Origin of the sequence: Streptomyces sp. NBC_01384, assembly GCF_045040035.1 — a bacterium.
In the GTDB taxonomy this organism is placed as follows: domain Bacteria; phylum Actinomycetota; class Actinomycetes; order Streptomycetales; family Streptomycetaceae; genus Streptomyces.
Genome location: NZ_CP109559.1, coordinates 7,543,365 through 7,560,805, shown reverse-complemented (window position 1 = coordinate 7,560,805; position 17,441 = coordinate 7,543,365). Strand labels below are relative to the sequence as shown.

Annotated in this window: 12 protein-coding genes and 1 pseudogene; 7 read left to right on the top strand and 6 right to left on the bottom strand. The window is 70.1% G+C overall.

All coding sequences use genetic code 11. The features are described 5' to 3' along the window. Positions 1-37 precede the first annotated feature (37 nt). The 3 genes from OG747_RS34410 to OG747_RS34400 form a co-directional block, all read right to left on the bottom strand. Positions 38-259 (bottom strand): hypothetical protein, encoded by a 222-nt coding sequence (locus OG747_RS34410; protein WP_405883256.1) that lies wholly within the window; start codon positions 257-259, stop codon positions 38-40. A gap of 164 nt (positions 260-423) precedes the next feature. Beyond that, positions 424-768, bottom strand: coding sequence for a group II intron maturase-specific domain-containing protein (locus OG747_RS34405; protein ID WP_405883255.1), 345 nt, complete (start codon positions 766-768; stop codon positions 424-426). Positions 769-1,195: 427 nt separating this feature from the next. Continuing rightward, positions 1,196-2,476: an IS256 family transposase gene (locus OG747_RS34400; protein ID WP_405883254.1), complete on the bottom strand. Its 1,281-nt coding sequence runs from the start codon at positions 2,474-2,476 to the stop codon at positions 1,196-1,198. A 126-nt stretch (positions 2,477-2,602) separates the two neighbouring features. Between OG747_RS34400 and OG747_RS34395 the strand changes: the two genes are divergently transcribed. Beyond that, positions 2,603-2,983: a hypothetical protein gene (locus OG747_RS34395; protein ID WP_405886109.1), complete on the top strand. Its 381-nt coding sequence runs from the start codon at positions 2,603-2,605 to the stop codon at positions 2,981-2,983. Between the two features lie 359 nt (positions 2,984-3,342). On the opposite strand, the pseudogene OG747_RS34390 reads toward OG747_RS34395, so the two are convergent. Together OG747_RS34390 and OG747_RS34385 are read right to left on the bottom strand one after the other, a co-directional pair. Next, a pseudogene (locus tag OG747_RS34390) lies at positions 3,343-3,534 on the bottom strand (transposase domain-containing protein); the annotation flags it as partial. Between the two features lie 630 nt (positions 3,535-4,164). Then, positions 4,165-5,205 (bottom strand): alpha/beta fold hydrolase, encoded by a 1,041-nt coding sequence (locus OG747_RS34385; protein WP_405883252.1) that lies wholly within the window; start codon positions 5,203-5,205, stop codon positions 4,165-4,167. A 227-nt stretch (positions 5,206-5,432) separates the two neighbouring features. On the opposite strand from OG747_RS34385, the gene OG747_RS34380 reads away from it, so the two are divergent. Together OG747_RS34380 and OG747_RS34375 are read left to right on the top strand one after the other, a co-directional pair. Continuing rightward, complete coding sequence (locus OG747_RS34380; protein ID WP_405883251.1) at positions 5,433-6,245, top strand: SigB/SigF/SigG family RNA polymerase sigma factor; 813 nt, start codon at positions 5,433-5,435, stop codon at positions 6,243-6,245. A 111-nt stretch (positions 6,246-6,356) separates the two neighbouring features. Then, the gene (locus OG747_RS34375; protein ID WP_405883250.1) at positions 6,357-6,785 is read left to right on the top strand and encodes an SsgA family sporulation/cell division regulator; all 429 of its coding nucleotides are present in this window, start codon (positions 6,357-6,359) and stop codon (positions 6,783-6,785) included. A gap of 546 nt (positions 6,786-7,331) precedes the next feature. Here OG747_RS34375 and OG747_RS34370 read toward each other — a convergent pair. Further along, complete coding sequence (locus OG747_RS34370) at positions 7,332-8,141, bottom strand: alpha/beta hydrolase (protein WP_405883248.1); 810 nt, start codon at positions 8,139-8,141, stop codon at positions 7,332-7,334. A 530-nt stretch (positions 8,142-8,671) separates the two neighbouring features. Here OG747_RS34370 and OG747_RS34365 point away from each other — a divergent pair. From OG747_RS34365 to OG747_RS34350, 4 genes are all read left to right on the top strand, one after another. Next, positions 8,672-11,443, top strand: a complete 2,772-nt coding sequence (locus OG747_RS34365) for an AAA family ATPase (RefSeq protein ID WP_405883247.1) — start codon at positions 8,672-8,674, stop codon at positions 11,441-11,443. A gap of 71 nt (positions 11,444-11,514) precedes the next feature. Beyond that, positions 11,515-11,787, top strand: coding sequence for a WhiB family transcriptional regulator (locus tag OG747_RS34360; RefSeq protein WP_405883246.1), 273 nt, complete (start codon positions 11,515-11,517; stop codon positions 11,785-11,787). Between the two features lie 73 nt (positions 11,788-11,860). Continuing rightward, positions 11,861-14,461 carry an AAA family ATPase gene (locus OG747_RS34355; RefSeq protein WP_405883245.1) on the top strand — a complete coding sequence of 867 codons (2,601 nt, stop codon included), beginning with the start codon at positions 11,861-11,863 and terminating at the stop codon, positions 14,459-14,461. Between the two features lie 44 nt (positions 14,462-14,505). Then, complete coding sequence (locus tag OG747_RS34350) at positions 14,506-17,328, top strand: AAA family ATPase (protein WP_405883244.1); 2,823 nt, start codon at positions 14,506-14,508, stop codon at positions 17,326-17,328. The last annotated feature ends 113 nt before the right edge of the window (positions 17,329-17,441 follow it).

The following is a 17,441-nucleotide window of genomic DNA, read 5'->3' as shown; positions in this document are numbered from 1 at the left end:
CGGCCCCGACCACGCACGCTGCACCTTTTGCCGTCGTCTAACCGTCGGCGAGCAGGGCGTTAACCGGCCCGCTCCTAGCGTCGACGGTACGACCGTCCGGTCCGAGGGCTCCATAGTGGAGGGCAGTGGGCCTGGCGCTTGTCGCGGCGGTGACGGCGGGCTGTTCGGGATCCGGCTCGTCGGCTACCAAGAGCTCTCCCGCCTCAAGCTCGCCGTCGTCCTCGTCGGCCGGCGGCGCGCAGAACAACGCGGCGCCCACCGAATCCAACCCGCCCGGTGACATCCCTTCCGGTGAGTCGACCCGAGGCGCGGTGCCGGGATTGCTCCCGGTCCGTTTCCTCAGGCCGCTCTCCGAACCCGCCGTGCGGCTCACACCGCAACGGGCTCTCCACGGAATCTGCCGTCAGGCTCTGTTCTTGCAGGTCAACGCCAGGGACTGGGAATCTTGCTGCCTCGGTGGCGGTATCGGGTGACGGGAACCCGCGCCAGGTCGAACAGCTCGATCCCGTCTGCCGTGATGGGGTTCCACCGCCCGGAGGGGGTGGTCAACCAACGGCGGACGTCCTTCCACTTCCATCGGTGCCGTACCATCAGCCACTTGACGACCCGTCGCCAGACGACGTTCGCCAGCATCCTGAAGGTGTGCTTGGCCACCGCGTGTTTGAAGTAGTTGGCCCAGCCGTTCAGGATCTGGTTGATCCTGATCAGTAGGTCCCTGGGGTTGGCTTGTGACGTTCTGGGGGTCAGGTCACGGATCTTGTCCTTCAACTGCCGGACTGGCCGGGCAGCGATGAAGGTATAGACGTGCTATTTATCCTTCGTGCCTGGCTTGCGGCGCCACTGGATGTGGAACCCCAAGAACCCGAACCCTCGCTCATGTGCACGACCTGGGTCTTCTCTGGTGACAGCCGGAGCCCCAACGGTTCGAGCACCCGAGCGATCTCTTCGCGCAGGGCCTTGGCATCGTCGCGTTCACCATTGACAAGCACAACGAGGTGAGTCGGCGGCGGGAATCTCACCCGCCGCCGCTCGCAGAACCGTGCGGGAGCCTCTCGACTCACACGGCTCCCGTTGCCCAGCCATCAGGTCTGAGGCCGAACCGCCAGTGGGCGAACATGTTGGGATACCGGCGGGCCGTGCCAGCCAGTAGTTCTCCCGCGCGTTTCGGTCACGTCCCCTGTGATGGTGTAGGCGATCAATCGTCCGTAGCGTTCAGGGTGTTGGGGAGTGCATGGGTGGTGTGGTCGGCGTGTTCGGCGGCGTAGATGGCCGTCATGCTGCCTTCGGACAGGTAGCGGCGGGGGAAGGCGATCCATTCGTCGTGCATCTCGCTGAGCACGGCGGTGACCAGCCGTTCGAGCGCTGCCGGGTTGGGGAAGACCTGCACGACGTCGGTGCGGCGCTTGATCTCGCGGTTGATCCGTTCCAGGGGATCTGAGGACTGGATCTTCTTCCAGTGGGAGATGGGGAAGGCGGCGAAGGCGGTCAGGTCCTCCTTGGCCTCCAGGAGCATCGTCCTCACCTTGGGGAACTGCCGTCCGAGCATGTCGGCCACTGCATCGAGCTGGTGGTAGACGGATTCGGCAGTGGGCTGGGCGAAGATGGTGCGGATGGTCGCAGCGACCATTTCCCCGGATCCCTTGGGTATCACGGAGAACACATTCCTCAGGAAGTGAACACGACAACGCTGCCAGGCGGCGCCGAGCATGACCTTGCGGATCGCGGCCACCAGGCCGCTGTGACTGTCGGAGATGACCAGACGGACCCCGCCCAGGCCGCGTTCGCGCAAGGAGCGCAGGAACTCGCTCCAGAACGCCTCGGTCTCGCTGTCCCCGACCTCCCCCACTCTCGACTTCGCTCGAGCGGGGGGACCCCCATCGCCCAGCACCTCACGGCCGCCGTCCTCGGTGATGCCGGTGGCGATGACCACGGCCTGGGAGACGATCCGGTGGTTGACGCGCACCTTGCAGTAGGTGGCGTCCAGGTAGAGGTAGGGGAAGCGACTGTGGTCCAGGGGCCGGCCGCGGAAGATGGTGAGCTGTTCGTCCAGGTCACCGCAGATCCGAGAGACCTCACTCTTGGAGATGCCGCTGTCCGCGCCAAGCGCCTTGACCAGGTCGTCGACCGAGCGGGTGGACACCCCGTGCACGTACGCCTCCATGATGACCGCATACAGGGCCTGGTCGATGCGGCGGCGCCGTTCCAGCAGGCTGGGGAAGAAGCTGCCGCTGCGCAGCTTCGGTATCGCCAGGTCCAGATCGCCGGCCTGGGTGGCGAGGGTCTTGTCGCGATGACCGTTGCGGTAGCCGGTGCGGTCCTGGGTGTGCTCGTTCCACTGAGCGCTGATCCGGCCGCTGAGCTCGGCCTCGATCAGCTCTTGCAGCATGCGCTCGGCGACGTTGCGGACGAGCTCGATCCCGTCCGCCGTGCGTAGTGACTCCAGCAGGCGTTGTAGGTCAGACTGGGACAAGGCCATCGGGCACCTCCCGGGTTGAACTGGCCGTTCACCAGGGAGATTTGCACGGTGGCCTGCCCTATGCGCAGGGAGCGGAAGCCGTCACCGGATGCACGCCCCGGGCACCCGCCCGCGCACACCCACACGGTGATCGCCTACACCATCACGCGGGACGCCATCACTCGAACGGCCGATCTCTCCGATACCCTGCTTGAAGACTCCTTCCGCACATACCAGCAGGTCGCGGGCAGTTTGGAGAACGACGGTGAAGCCGCACCGGTCGGGATCGGTGCCCGGCCTGGACTCCGCCGCCTCGATCATGGTGCGGCGCAGGAGCTGGTAGAGGGTGAGCAGGGCCCACATCCCCTGCTCGACGCCGACCGGGTCGTGCGAGCGCAGGACACGTCCGTCAAGGATGGTGTGACGCAAGGCGTAGTAGGCGCTCTCGTGCTCCCAGCACTCGTGATACAGGTGCACAAGGCGGTCGGCGGGGTGACGGCGGACTGTGAGCGATCACGAATTACGTGATCGTTCACACGGACGTCCAGCAGCGTGGTTGCCAGACGGTAGGAGCCCTCGAAGCTGCTGCCATCGGTGCACCTCCGGGTGGGGCTGAAGACTGCTCTGATCACGGCCCGGGTGCCAGTCTCGACCAGTGTCATCAGCTCGACCTGGGGATAGCCGCCGTGCGGGCACCGCCCCAGCCAGCCCCGGTTGCGCTCGCTGTCAGGCACCTTGATCGAGCTGCAGCCGTCGAACGACACCGTCCGATACGGGCCGAACCGTACCCCCGATGTGGTCGGCCGGGCCAACGGCCCGGCCAGCACCTCGAACAACGCCCGCACCGGCGCGCTGCCGAGCCTGCGGCGCAGATCACGTAGCGCTTTCGTACTCGGGCAGACGACCGGCATCCCCCACAGACCGGCGGTCAGCTTGACCCAGACCAGCCGGTAGCCGATCTCGGGGAACAGGCACATCGCCAGGAGGAAGTAGACGCCGACCCGCGAGGGCAGATCGCGCAACCGCCGCTGCACGGTCATGGTCTCGGACAAGATCGCGTCGACCAGCTCGAACGGCATGATCGGCGTCAGTTCTCCCAGATGTCCGGGAGCGAACCGGTCCGCGGCCACAGTCACCGTACGGGTGATGTCCGTCAGCTCCGACGGCGAGACACAATGAACAGGCAACGGAGCTCCTCGCGGGACAAGCTGTCTTGGACGACTGCCTGTACCAACGAGCTCCGTTGCTCCACGTCAAGAACCCGTCGACACCCCTTGCGTGACCTGCAGAAACGCTAACTAACCGGCCTCGGGGAAAGCCCCCAATGCGGTTACACCACCGCAGAGACATGACCATGCCAAGTCCGTGTCGGATCGGTGACGTCGCTCGCGCAGCACGTCGGGACAGCCCTCGTCTTCAGCGGAATCTGGAAGTGGTCACTGTCGAGAGCGTCTCGCTGGCTGCTCCTGCCGAGAACCACTGGTTCGTGGAACGTGCTGGCATGGCGTGCTGACTTGCGCGATGGTGACTCTGGCCGAACCAGGTGACAGCCCGTGCGCGCGTATCCGCGCGTCGAGCACCTTGCCGGAAATGGTCACCTGGTGTCCTGTCCCGACCGAGCCGGGCCGGCCGTCGGAGGCGGCCTGCCCGGCGATCACCGCGGCTGCCTCCCGTACGGAGGCGTGAGCAGCGGTACTCAAAACCGTTGGTCAGCGTGCGAGGAACGACAGCAGCGACGCGGTGGTCCGCTGCGGCTGCTCTTCCCAGATCCAGTGTCCGGAGCCGGCGATCACCGCGCCGGTGACATTCGTGGCGTAGTGCCGGACCTGATCGGCCACCGAGTTGCCCAGACTGCCCGCGCCTCCGAGCGCCAGGACCGGGACGGTGAGCTTGGTGCGGCCTTGAGCGGCGACGTCGACGTTGTCCGTGTGGAAGGCGCGGAAGTACTCGAAGCTGGCCTTGAGATGGGCCGGATCGCGCAGGGCGGCGGCGTACACGGCGACATCACGCGGGTCCTCGGCCGCCTTGTTGACGGTCAGCCAGTCCATGAACCCGGCGACCCACTTCTTCTCATGGCCGTGAATAGTGGCTTCCGGCAGGCCGTTGGTCAGGGAGAAGAATCCGAAATTCCAGAAGCCGGGACCATTGGAGGTCAGCGACGGGTAGGTGTAGACGATGGAGTCCGGTATCGGGGCCTCGGTCAGAGCTAGGTGGCTGACGGTTCCGCGGTAGTCCGCCGCGTAGGCGTAGGCGACCATCGTGCCGATGTCATGGCCGACCAGGTTGACGTACTCGGCGCGGTGGAGGCTCACCAGGAGGGCGTGGACATCGGCCGCGAGGGTCTTCTTGTCGTAACCGGTGGCCGGCGCACTGCTGGCACCGGAACCACGCAGGTCGGGAGCGATCACCGTGTAGTGCTCGCCGAGCACCGGCATGACCTGGTGCCACTCGTACCAGGTCTCGGGGTAGCCGTGCAGCAGGACGAGCGTGGGCCCGTGGCCGCCCATCACGTAGTGCATACGGATGCCGTTGACGTCGGCCATGTGACTGGTGAAGCCCCGAGGCGGCCGCGGATTCGCGGGGTCCCCGGAGACTGACGGGGAGTCGGGCGCGGCGGTCCCGGAGCGGTGCTGGGGCGGTGCGGCCGAGGCCGGGGACCCGGCGGCCAGGGGGAGCAGGGCGGCGGTGACCACGGCCACCAGGCCGAGTACGAACCCCTGCCAATGCGCGCGGATATGACGAGCAAACATTTTCCAGCCTTCCAGAAGTGTGGGCGGTGCCATCATCGGCCGACGGAACCGGCCGGGAGTATCCGTCGAGCGACTGCGGCTGCCCGGGGTTTGTCTTCTCCGGAGCGGGCCGTTGGGATGTGCAGTCGACTGACGCAAGTCATGGCCGGGCTCGTTCATCCATCGTGGTTCCGTCGGCACCCACTCCTGTGTGTGCCGGTCAGCACCCACTGTCCAGGAGACGCACGATGAGTCATCTTTCCGCAGCAACAGGGAACGAGGGGCGGCGGCTTTCCCCGGTGAAGGCCCGAGCGACGTCCAGGACGCTGTTCCATCGCCTGGCCGCCCTGGAGCGCGGCACTCCCGAACACCGCCGCGTCCGTAATTCTCTGGTCGAACTCAACATGGCTCTTGTGCACTTCACCGCCGCACGGTTTCGCTCCCGCGGCGTCCCCTACGATGACCTCCTCCAAGTGGGGACCGTCGGCCTGATCAAGGCCGTCGACAGATTCGACCCTCAACGTGCCGTGGAATTCGCGACGTTCGCCGTCCCCACGGTCCGGGGGGAGATCCAGCACTACCTCCGGGACACCACCTGGGCGGTTCGGGTCCCCCGCCGTGTCCGTGACCTGCGGTTGCGGATGATCACTGCCCACGAGGAACTGATCCGGATGAACGGCCGAGCCCCCAGCGCGGCTGAGCTCGCGGCTCATATCGGCATCGAGGAGCGGGAGATCCGGAAGGGGGAGCTGGCGAGCCATGCGTATGCCGCGTACTCCTTGGATGCGCAGATTCAGGACGACAGCGATGCGCGAGTCGCGTTGCAGGAGCGCATCGGGGCTCTGGACCCAGCCATGGAAGGAGTCGAGAACCTTATCGCCTTGCGGTCGTTGGTGCGGAAACTCCCCGACCGTGAACGGGCGATACTCTTTCTGCGTTTCTGCGCCGCCATGACGCAGTCCGAGATCGGCGCCGAACTCGGCCTTTCACAGATGCACATCTCCCGCCTTCTCGCCCGCACGCTCGCGCGGCTACGCGAAGGAATGCTTGCCGATGTCTGACTGACGGCCGTCTGATGCGCACCTCCCCTCCCGACGCAGGCCGTTTTCTCACATCCCCTTCATCCACATTCCACGCCATCACCCGGCGCGTTCTTTCCCGAGGAGGCTTCCATGACCGTCAACTCCATGAGTCCATATCCCGACCTCTTCCTGACGCTTCGACAGTTCATCGGCCGGGGTGCCGTGCTGCCGGTGCGGACCCGCTTCCACTACGACCCCGCCGACCCCTTCGCCGTCACCATCGACTTCTCCCACGGTTTCGGTGACGCCACTACGTGGGTGCTCGCACGGGAGTTGCTGGCGGATGGCCTGCGGCGGCCTGCGGGCGAGGGGGACGTATGGCTACGGCCCCCCTGCCGGTGCGGCCGGCGGGTCACCCTGGGCATCCACCTGGACGTCCGGCGCAGCCCGGCGGTCCTGGAGGCCGACGTGGCGCCGGTCCGTGACTGGCTGGTCGGCACGTTTCAGCTGGTACCCGCCGGGACGGAGGGTGACCACATCGACTGGGACGAGGAAGCCGCCCGGCACTTGCACCGCTGAGAATATTGGTTCTCGACGCGCCCCTCGACAGCGCCTTGGGCCCCGTCCGGCGACTGCGGCGGGGCCCAAGGCGGGTGAGTCAAGCGGACTCCGCTCCCAGTGCCCGAAGGAACACGTCGTTCTCGACGTGGATCTGGATGCCGAGGCCAGCCTGTCGACGACATGCCACACAGGACTTCGCGCGGATCGCCCGGTCCTCCAACGCGTAGAGCAACTTGGTCGTTACCGCGCTCTCGATATGGCCGGACGAGCGTCCGGGAGAAGGCCCGAAAGCCCGCCAGCTGCTTGATGACGAGGTCCGGGTGCACCGGAGCCACGGCGGACCGGGTCTCCGTCTTCGATCGCTTCATACGCACAGCTGACGACGGCCAGGGCGCTCGGCGCCCCGTCCGGTGTCTCAACGGCGGTCTCCTTGGTGTCGTGCAAAGACACCACATCCTTGGTTCGTTGTCGGCGGGCAGGCTGGTCACCGTGCCTTGGGACGCGGTTCGGTGTGTCGGACAGCCGCCGGGCCCGGGAACGTGCCGCTCCTGCCGGGCCCCGGCGTCACCCTTCCTGAAGGCCCCGTTCGGCCAGCCAGCGGAGGCAGACATCGGCCACCTCGTGCCAGCCGGAGTCGATGACCAGCGAGTGCCCGCGGTCGGCGAACTCGATCAACTCGGTGCGTGCCGCGGAGTGCCGGTACTGCTTCAAGGTGGCCTTGGTGATGGCCTCGGGCACCGTGTGGTCCTTGCCTCCCATGACGAGCAGGAGCGGGCCGCGCTCGTCGTTGGCGGTGTCGACCTTCGCCGGGGAGTGGGGCGAGAAATTCGCCGCCGCCGCTTCGAAGAGCGGCCGGCCGGGGGCTGGGATCGCCCAGCGCTCGAAGAGTTCGTCGGACTCCTCGGTGCTCACGGCGTTGCCGAAGGCGTACCGGAACTGCTCAGCTGTCAGGGAGACCGCCCGGTGCCGGTTGGCAGGGTTCTCGAAAACCGGGAGTGTCGACCGCAGTGAGGAGAGCGGAAGCGGCAGGACGCCCTTGATCTGAGCGGCGTCGATGGCGACCGCCGCGTCGGCGAGGCCCTCGCCGAGGAGCCGTTGCGCGATCATGCCGCCGAAGGAGTGGCCGATGAGTACCGGCTTGGTCGGAAGCCGGTCGATGATCGCCGCGTAGTGCTCCGCCACCTGGTCGATGCCGTGGTCGGCGATGCTGTCCGGGTTCGCCCGGGCCAGTTGGACGGTGTCCGGCACGCCCGGCCAGCCGGGCGCGGAGGGCTCGTAGCCGGCCTCGCGGAACAGATCCAGCCATGGGCCCCATGAGGTGGTGTGCAGCCAGAGGCCGTGAATGAAGAGGACGGGTTTTTGTGCTCCGGGCATGCTCGCTCCCTGTGTCGTGCGCGCAGACCGTCGCTGCGGTACGTGTCAGCGTGGTCGCCACCGTTCAACGGTGTCTTGAGTCACATGACTGACCCGTCGGGAGTCGCACCCCCGGATCTCAACCGGCTACGCCACTTCGCGGGACGCGATCCAATCGTGGGGCGGCCGCAGGACGGGGGAATACCGGAGCCGCATCGCTCAAGCCGTGTGGTGGACAGCTCGCCTGGCGTCGGTGCCCAGGACGGGGCCACGGCACGGCCGCTGCCGGCCGGGGCCCGCTTTCACCGTCTCACCGCTCGCCCCGTCGGCACCGCGGATCCCGGACTGCGGGCAGTTAACGCTGACCTGACTCCGCGAATGCCCTTCCGGCGGGGTGGCGATCGCCCCTGGAGTTCGCGGACCTCGCGCGTGCTGACCCGGTGCGGTCTGCGCCGTGCCGGGTGACGCACCACGGGCGGCCCGGTGTCCGAGGGGCGGACGGCCGTCGCCTTCGGTCCTGGAGGCCGCGCCCCGTCTGAGATGATCGCCGTATGACGAGTGGTCCCGCGGTGTACGGGCGCGACGCGGAACTGCGCACGATGCGTGAGCTGCTGGACGGGGTTCGGGAGCGCGGCGGCGCGCTGGTCGTGCGCGGGGAGCCCGGCATCGGAAAATCATTTCTGCTCAACGCCGCACGGGCTCGCGCGGAAGCGGACGGCATACGGGTACTGAGTGCGGCGGGTGTCCAGTCCGAGGCTCATCTGCCGTTCGCCGGGCTGCACCAGCTGCTCCTGCCCGTCCTGGACCGGGCCCAGGAGCTGCCCGCTCCGCAGCGCCTCGCTCTGCTGACGGCGTTCGGGATGGCGGAATCCGCCGTGTCCGACCTCTTCCTGGTGGCACTCGCCGCCCTCGAGCTCCTCGCCGAATCCGCTGCCGAGACCCCGTTGCTGGTGCTGGCCGAGGACGTGCAGTGGCTCGACCGGCCGAGCAGCGACGTCCTGGCATTCGTCGGCCGCCGCCTGGAGTCCGAGCCGATCGTCATGCTGGTGGCGTTGCGGGATCCGTCGGACAACCCCCTGTTGCGCGCCGGGCTCGACGAACTGCCGCTGTCCGGCCTCGACGACGAGGCGGCGGCCGAACTGCTGGCAGCCGGCGCGCCGGGGCTGTCGGCCGCCGACCGGCGGCAGGTCATCGAGGAGGCGGCCGGCAACCCACTCGCTCTGACCGAGCTGCCCATCGCCCTGCGGCAGGCGCTGCCCACCGAAGCCGCACTGCCCGCCGGCGTGCTCCCGCTGACCTCTCGGCTGGAACGGGCCTTCGCCAGCCGCATGGCAGGCCTTCCGGCCGAGACCCGGGCCGTTCTGCTGGCCGCGGCGATCGACGACCTCGACGACCTCGACGAGATCCTGGGCGTCGCCACGGCCCTGCGGGGCATTCCCGTCCCGGCCACGGCTCTGGAGCCCGCGGTCGCCGCCGGCCTGCTCGAACCGGGCTGGGACGCCGTGGTGCGATTCCGCCATCCGCTGGTGAGATCGGCCGTCTACCACAACGCGAGCAGCGGCGAGATACGGCACGGGCATGCGGCTCTCGCCTCGCTGCTGGCCGACCAGCCGGACCGCAGGGCCTGGCACCGCGCCTCCGCCTCCGCCGTCCCGGACGAGCAGGCCGCGGTGGAACTGGAGCGGGCGGCCGTCCGCGCCCGTCAGCGCGGAGCCATGATCGTGGCTGTTGCCGCGCAGCAGCGGGCGGCCCGCCTCACCCCGGACCGCAGACGCCGCGGAAGGCGGCTGCTGCAGGCGGCCCAGGACGCATACGAGCTGGGGGATCACGAACTCGCCCGGTCACTGCGGATCGAAGCTGAGGCGCTGCCGCTCGACCTCAGCGACCGCTCTCGCGCGGCATGGCTGCGCGGCGCCTTCGACGACGGGAAACCGGGCGACACCGCCGGTATGCGCGAGCTGATCGATCTGGCCGACCGCAGCAGGTCTCAGGGGCACCGGGACGTGGCGCTGCAGCTCCTGGTCGGAGCGGCCCGCCGCTGCTGGTGGGGCGAGCCGACCCAGGAAATGCGTACGGCGGTCGTCCGGGCCGCCGAGCGGGTGGGCGCCGACCCTGGTGACGCCCGCATGATCGCCATCGTCGGAATCGCCGCCGCGGTCGAGCGCGGAGCCGAGGTCATCGGCCACCTCGCCCGCTGGGACCCGGCGCGGGACCCCGATCCGGCGGCGGCGGGCATGGTGGGCATGGCCGCGTTCGTCGTCGGCGACTTCGAGCGGACGGCCGCGCTGATCACGCCCATCGCGGAGGTGCTGCGTGAGCAGGGCCGGCTCGGGCTGCTGGCCCAGGCCCTGGTCCTGCTGTCGTTCAGCTCCTCGTACCTCGGCGACCTCGACACCGCGCGGCAGGCGGCGGCGGAGGCCGACCGGCTTGCGGAGGAGACGGCCCAGCCGGTCTGGGCCGCCTGCGCACAGCTAGGTGAGGCGAACATGGCAGCCCTCCGCGGCGACATCGCCGCGGCCGAACGCTTCGTGGACCGCGCGGCCCGGTCCGCCTTCACGACGAACAACGGAGCACTGCTCAACGGCGTACTCCTGGCCCGGGGGCTGATCGCTCTGGCCGGTGAGCAGTACGAGGCGGCCTACGCGCATCTGTCGCGGATGTTCCACCCTGGCGATCCCGCCTTCCACTCGGTGCAGCAGTTCTGGGCAATCGGCTACCTCGCCGAGGCCGCCGTGCACTGCGGACGGCACGACGAGGGCAGGGCGCTGCTCGCCCGCCTCGAGAGGCAGGCCGCTGCGACTGGGTCGCCTGGCATCGAGCTGGGCATGTGTTATGCCCGTGCGGTCCTGGCCACGGAGGACAGGGCGGAAGAGCTGTTCAAGGCGGCTCTGGCGTCGAGCACGGCCCGCTGGCCCTACCACCGTGCCCGGTTGCAGCTCGCGCAGGGCGGGTGGTTGCGGCGGCAGCGCCGGTCGGTGGAGTCCAGGGTGCCCCTGCGCGCCGCGGCGACCGCGCTGGACTCGCTCGGCGTCGCGCCCTGGGCGGCGCGGGCCCGGCAGGAGCTGCAGGCCGCGGGCGAAGCCAGCCAGGCGCCGGTGCCCGGTGGCTGGGACCTGCTCTCGCCGCAGGAGCGTCAGATCGCCCGCCTGGTGGCGCAAGGGCTCAGCAACCGGGAGATCGGCCAGCGCCTCTATGTGTCGCACCGCACGGTCGGCTCGCACCTGTACCGCATCTTTCCCAAACTCGGCGTCACCTCGCGCACGCAACTGCTGTCAGTGCTCGCCGCCGCCGAGCGGGACGAGGGCGCAGTCAAGCGACTCTAGGCATGGCCGCGCAGGCCTTCGTACCGTCGTGACGTCGGATCATCCGCACGGCGAACCGCGAAGGAGTGACCATGACCAAACTCCGGCCCGCCGCTCCCGCCGAGGCATGGGAATGGCAGAGGCTCGCCGCATGCCGCGGCATGGACAGCGATGTCTTCTTCTCTCCCACAGGGGAGCGCGGCGCCGAGCGCAGACGCCGTGAGGACCGAGCCCGTTCGGTGTGCGAAGGCTGTCGCGTGCGGCGCGTCTGCGCCCGGTTCGCGCTCGCCAACCAGGAGGGCTTCGGCGTCTGGGGCGGCATGTCGGAGCAGGAGCGCCGCAGCGCCTCGCGCACAGTCGGATGACTCAAGCCCTGCCGTGCGGCGGCCCCTACCGTCGAGTGCATCAGCGGCGGAGCCGGTCGGCAGGGGCATACACATGGCGGTGACACCGGAACCGGCCTGGGGACTGCCGGACCCGCCCGACCTGGTGGGCAGGAGCTCGGAGCTTCAGCTGCTGGCCGCCTTGGTGGGCCGGGGCGGCGACCGCGGCGGTGCCTTCGTGGTGGTGGGTGAACCCGGCATCGGGAAGTCGGCGCTGCTGGTCGTCGCCGAACGCCGGGCACGTGACGCCGGGATCCTGGTGCTTACCGTGGCCGGCGTGGAGTCGGAGGCCCAACTGCCGCTTGCCGCACTGCACTTGCTGCTGAGGCCGGTTCTGGACCGGCTGGCGGACCTGCGCAGCGCCGAACGCGACGCGCTACTCACCGCGTTCGGTCTCGGCGAGGGTCCCCGGCCCGGGACGCATCTGATCGCGCAGGCGACGCTGAGCCTCCTGCGCGCGGCGGCGGGTGACCAGCCGGTGCTGGTACTCGCCGATGATCTGCACTGGCTGGACCCGCAGACGCACCAGGCGCTGACGTACGCGGCCCGGCACGCGGCACGGGGGCCGGCCCGGCGCCCGGCCCGGGACGCCGATGGCCATGCGCTCGTCATCGTGGGCGCGCTGCGCACCGGATACTCCGGCCCCTTCCTGGCGGCCGGCTTCCCCGCACTGGAGATGGGCGGCATCGAGGATGCGGCCGCGCGTGACCTGCTGCAGAGCCACGCGAGCGACCTCGGCAGTGCGGCCCGGCGGCAGATCCTGGCAGAGGCCAGGGGCAATCCGCTGGCCCTGCTGGAACTGCCGCGGCTGTGGCGGGGACCGGCCGCGCCGACCGCCGGTCTGCGTCCACCTGATCTGACCCACCGGCTGGAGCAGGCGTTCGCCGCACGCATCACCGAACTGTCCGCCCCGGCCCGCAGCGCCCTACTCGTGGCCGCGGTCGACTCGGCCGACACTTCGCGGGAGATCTTCGAGGCCGCTTCCGTAATGGCTGGACGGCGGCTCGGTGCGGCCGACCTGGCAGAGGCATGTGCGGTGGGGCTGGTGGGCGTCGACGAGGGGCGAGTCCGGTTCCGTCATCCTCTGGTCAGGTCCGGCGTGCTGAGCAGCGAGACGAGCGGACGGCACCGGACCGCCCACGCGGCACTCGCGGCCGTTCTGGCCGACGAGGCGTACCGCAGTACCTGGCACCGCGCCATGTCGATCGCCGGGCGCGACGACGAGGCCGCCGACGCCTTGCAGTTCAACGTGGCCGTGGCGCTGGAACGCGGTGCCGTGATCGATGCGATCCGCGCCCTGGAGCGGTCGGCGCAGCTCACCCGCGACTCGGCACGGCGCGGCCACCGCTATCTGCTGGCCGCGGAGCACGCCTCCCACCTTGGCCGGTCCGATATGGTCGACCACTTCATCCAGGCCACCTCCCGTACCGAACTGTCCGCCCTCGACCGGGTCCGGCGGGAGTGGCTGCGCGAGATCCTCGAGTACGTACCCGGCGACACCGCCCGGGTCCTGGAGCTGTGTGACAACGCGCGCCGGGCCGTCGAGGCCGGCGAGCGCGACCTCGCGCTGAACCTGCTAGTGGGAGCGGCCCTGCGCTGTTGGTGGGGCGATGCGGGCGCGGTCGCCCGCGCCCGCGTGGTGGAAGTCGCTCGCGGGCTCGCGCCGACCGACGACGCGCGATACCCGACCGTGCTCGGTATCGCGGAGCCGCTGCTGCAGGCCGGCGCCGTCCGGAAGCTGCTGGCACGGCCTGCCCCGGAGGGCGACGCGGACGCGTTGCGGCGGCTGGGCATGGCAGCGTACGCCGTCGGTGATCCGGTTCGCGCCGCGGACCTCCTCGACCCGGCGGAGGTGCTGATACGCCAACAGGGGCGGCTTGGCCTGCTGTCGCACGTGCTCAGCGTGCTGGCGAACGTCCGGCTGGAACTGGGCGACTGGCGCCGCGCCGCCGACGCCGCGGAGGAAGGGCTGCGGCTCGCCGAGGAGACCGGCCAGTCCATCTGGCGGATCGGCACGCTGGTCTGTGACGCCCGGGCGCACGCGCTACGAGGGGAGACGCGACGGGCGCTGCAGCTCGCCGAGGAGGCGGAATCCGAGGCGGGTCGCCGGCAGCTCAACGACCTCCTCTCCTGCGCCCGCCTCGCGCGAGGACTGGCATGGCTGAGCGAGGGACGCAGCGACCTCGCCTACCAGGAACTCAGGCGCATGTTCGACCCGGCCGACCCGGGCTTCCATCACCGAGAGCGGTTCTCCGGGGTGATGTTCCTCGCCGAGGCGGCACTCCGCACGGACCGGCGCGAGGACGCTCGCGGGGTGGTGCAGGACCTGGAGCAGGTCCTGCGGGCGACCCCGTCGCCCGTCCTGCGGGTCCACCTACTCTACGCCAGGGCCGTGCTCGCCGAGGACAGGGACGCCGAAGCGCTCTTTCTGGCTGCCTTGAACGAAAACCTCGTCCGTTGGCCGTGGCCACGAGCAAGAATCAAACTAGCTTACGGAATGTGGCTGCGGCGTCGGGGACGTCCCACAGCTCGCGGCATGCTCCACTCCGCGTCCCGGGCGCTGAAGGATATCGGTGCACGGGCGTGGGCCGAGCAGGCCTCCGCACAGCACCGCGCTACCGTGTACCCGCGGGGGGTGATCGAAAAGGGGGACTGATCCGGATGCCGAGGGCAACGGGGACCGGGGCAGACGGTGGCAGTGTGCCGCTGATCGGCCGCGCGGACGAGATTTCTCGGCTGAACGACCTTGTCGACCGGCTTCCCGAGCAGGGTGGGGCTGCTGCCGTCGTCGGAGCCGCAGGCATCGGCAAGTCCACGTTGCTGGCCGCGGCCGAGCGCAGGGGCCGGGCCCGCGGGGTGCGCGTCCTGCGGACCGCGGGAGTGCTGTCCGAGGTGCGGCTGCCCTTCGCCGGCCTGCACCACCTGCTGCGTCCGGTGCTCGACACGGTGCCCGCTCTGCCCTCGGTCCAGCGCAACGCGCTGCTGTCCGCCTTCGGCGCGCTGGAGGGGCCGGCGCCCGACCCCTTCATGATCGCTCTCGCGACGCTGAACCTGTTGTCCGAGGTGGCCGCCCGACAGCCGCTGCTCGTCGTGGTGGACGACGCCCAGTGGCTCGACCAGTCCACTCACGACGCGCTCGCCTTCGTCGCGCGCCGGGTCGGCAGCGACCCGCTCGTCATGGTGACCGCCGTACGACAGGGTTACGACGGGGCCTTTCTGACCGCCGGGCTGCCGGTGCGTGAGCTGGGAGGACTGGACACCGAGTCGGCCCGCGAGCTGCTGGCGGTGACGGCCGCCGACCTCTATGTCGCGGACCGTGAGCGGATCCTGCGCGCCGCCCGCGGGAATCCGCTGGCCCTGGTGGAACTCCCCATCGCCTTCCGGGCCCGCGGGGCGGGTGCGAGAGCCGCCGATCTGCCTGCTCTGCCCCTCACCAAACGTTTGGAGGACACCTTCGTCGGGCGCGCGTTCGAGCTGCCACCGGCTGCCCGGGACTTCCTTCTCGTCGCCGCGGTCGACTCGACGGACGACGCCGCGGAGATCCTCGCCGCGGCGTCGGCGCTGGGCGGCCACCACCCGGCTGGGCCCCTGCCGGGCGAGGGCTTCCGCGGCCCCGAGCCGTTCGCGTCCGCTGTCACCGCCGGGCTGCTGCGGGTCGACTTGGGCCAGGTGGAATTCCGGCACCCGCTCGTACGCTCCGGGGTGCTGCAGTCGGAGTCCGCCGCCAGGATCCGGGCGGCGCACGCCGCGCTCGCCTCGGTGCTGGAGGACGAGCCGTACCGCAGCCTCTGGCACCGCGCGCAGTCGATCACCGGCCCGGACGACGAGGTCGCGGCCGAACTGCATGCCGGCCATGAACAGGCCCTGCGGCGCGGCTCGGTGGCAGCCGCGATCCAGGCGCTCGAACGGGCCGCGCAGCTCACCAGCGATCCAGAGCTGCGCAGCACACGGCTCCTGCTCGCCGCTGAGCACGCGTTCGGCCTGGGCCGGGCCGCCATGGTCGACCGGCTGGTGAACGAGGCGTGCCGCGACGACCTGTCCGAGCTGAACCGGGCACGCAGCACATGGTTGCGGGAGATCTTCAGCGACGGGGTCCCCGGAGACGCCGAGCGCGTCTTCGAGATGTGCCGGATGGCGCGGCGGGCGGCCGGCGCCCGCGACCCGGACCTGGCGCTGAACCTGCTGCTGGGAGCCGCACTGCGCTGCTGGTGGGCCGACGCGGGGGCGGCCGCCCGGGCCGAGGTGGTGCGGGTCGCCGAAGAGCTGGACGGGGTACGGGACGACCCACGGTACGTGGCCGTGCTGGGCGTCGCGGAGCCCGTCGCGCGCGGCCGCGCCGTCATCGAGTCGCTGTCGCGGATGGACAGTCGCCGAGTGACCGAGGCGGATGCCCTGCGGCTGCTGGGCATGGCTGCGCACGCCGTCGGGGACCAGCCTCGGGCGCTGGACCTCCTTGAACGGTCCGAGGCGCGACTGCGCGAACAAGCCCGGCTGGGACTGCTGCCGCACGTGCTGGGGATGCTGGCTCCGGTACGGCTCGATCTGGGCTACTGGGAGCGTGCCGCCGCGGGAGCGGAGGAGGGTCGGCTGATCGCCGAGGAGACGGGTCAGCCGGTCTGGGGGACCGGTCAACTGGTGAACGAGGCCAGAGGCCTGGCCCTGCGGGGCGAGACCGCCCGGGCGCTGGCCCTGGCCGCCGAGGCGGAGAGCGCACCCGAGTTGCACACGCTCGACGACTTCCGGGCCTGCGCACAGCTTGCCCGGGGCTACGCCCTCACCGCCGCGGGCCGCTACGCCGAAGCCTTCCAAGCCCTGCTGCGCGTGTTCGACCCGGATGAGCCCAGCTACCACCAGCGGGAACGTTTCGCGGGCTTGTCCTTCCTCGCCGAGGCCGCCGTCCCGGCCGACCGGATCGCCGACGCCAGGCGGGTGCTGGCCGAGATGGAACGTGTCGGTGAGGTCACCCCGTCGCCGCTGCTCCACGTGCACCTGCGGTACGCCCGCGCGGTGCTCGCCGACGACGCAGACGCGGAACCCCTCTACCGCGCCGCGATGGCGGTGGACCTGACCGCGGCATGGCCATGGCATCGGGCGCGGATCGAGTTCGCCTACGGAAGCTGGCTGCGTCGGCGCAGACGTCTCGGCGAGGCGCGCGAAATGCTGCGGTCCGCGCGGATCTCTTTCGCCCTGGTCGGTGCAGCCCCCTGGGCGGAGCAGGTCCGCACGGAGCTGCGCGCGGCCGGCGAGCACACGCTCGGCGACGGCGACGCCGGCCATAACACCCTCTCGGCGCAGGAGTTGCAGATCGCCCGGCTCGCCGCGGCCGGACTGTCCAACCGGCAGATCGCCGAACGGCTCTTCCTCTCCGACCGCACGGTCGGCTCGCACCTGTACCGGATCTTCCCGAAACTCGGCATCACCTCGCGGTCCCAGCTTGCGGCCCGGCTCGACCCGCAGGTGTTATCCCACCCGGCCCGCTCGTACCCACGCGTATTGCGTCGGATGACTGAAGCAGCGGTGTGAGCGGGACGCCACGATGCAGAAGTCGCCGCCCCCTCCCCCACAGGCCGGTACCGGCTCGCCGTGTTGACGCGCTGCTGCCGCCGTGCTCGGGGCGGCGGTTCTTCGGTGTGATG

What these genes read in the sequence shown, in the direction of transcription:
- OG747_RS34365 (WP_405883247.1), top strand. Translation starts at nt 8,672, where the DNA reads ATGACGAGTGGTCCCGCGGTGTACGGGCGCGACGCGGAACTGCGCACG.
- OG747_RS34400 (WP_405883254.1), bottom strand. Translation starts at nt 2,476, where the DNA reads ATGGCCTTGTCCCAGTCTGACCTACAACGCCTGCTGGAGTCACTACGC.
- OG747_RS34380 (WP_405883251.1), top strand. Translation starts at nt 5,433, where the DNA reads ATGAGTCATCTTTCCGCAGCAACAGGGAACGAGGGGCGGCGGCTTTCC.
- OG747_RS34375 (WP_405883250.1), top strand. Translation starts at nt 6,357, where the DNA reads ATGACCGTCAACTCCATGAGTCCATATCCCGACCTCTTCCTGACGCTT.
- OG747_RS34355 (WP_405883245.1), top strand. Translation starts at nt 11,861, where the DNA reads ATGGCGGTGACACCGGAACCGGCCTGGGGACTGCCGGACCCGCCCGAC.
- OG747_RS34360 (WP_405883246.1), top strand. Translation starts at nt 11,515, where the DNA reads ATGACCAAACTCCGGCCCGCCGCTCCCGCCGAGGCATGGGAATGGCAG.
- OG747_RS34385 (WP_405883252.1), bottom strand. Translation starts at nt 5,205, where the DNA reads ATGTTTGCTCGTCATATCCGCGCGCATTGGCAGGGGTTCGTACTCGGC.
- OG747_RS34370 (WP_405883248.1), bottom strand. Translation starts at nt 8,141, where the DNA reads ATGCCCGGAGCACAAAAACCCGTCCTCTTCATTCACGGCCTCTGGCTG.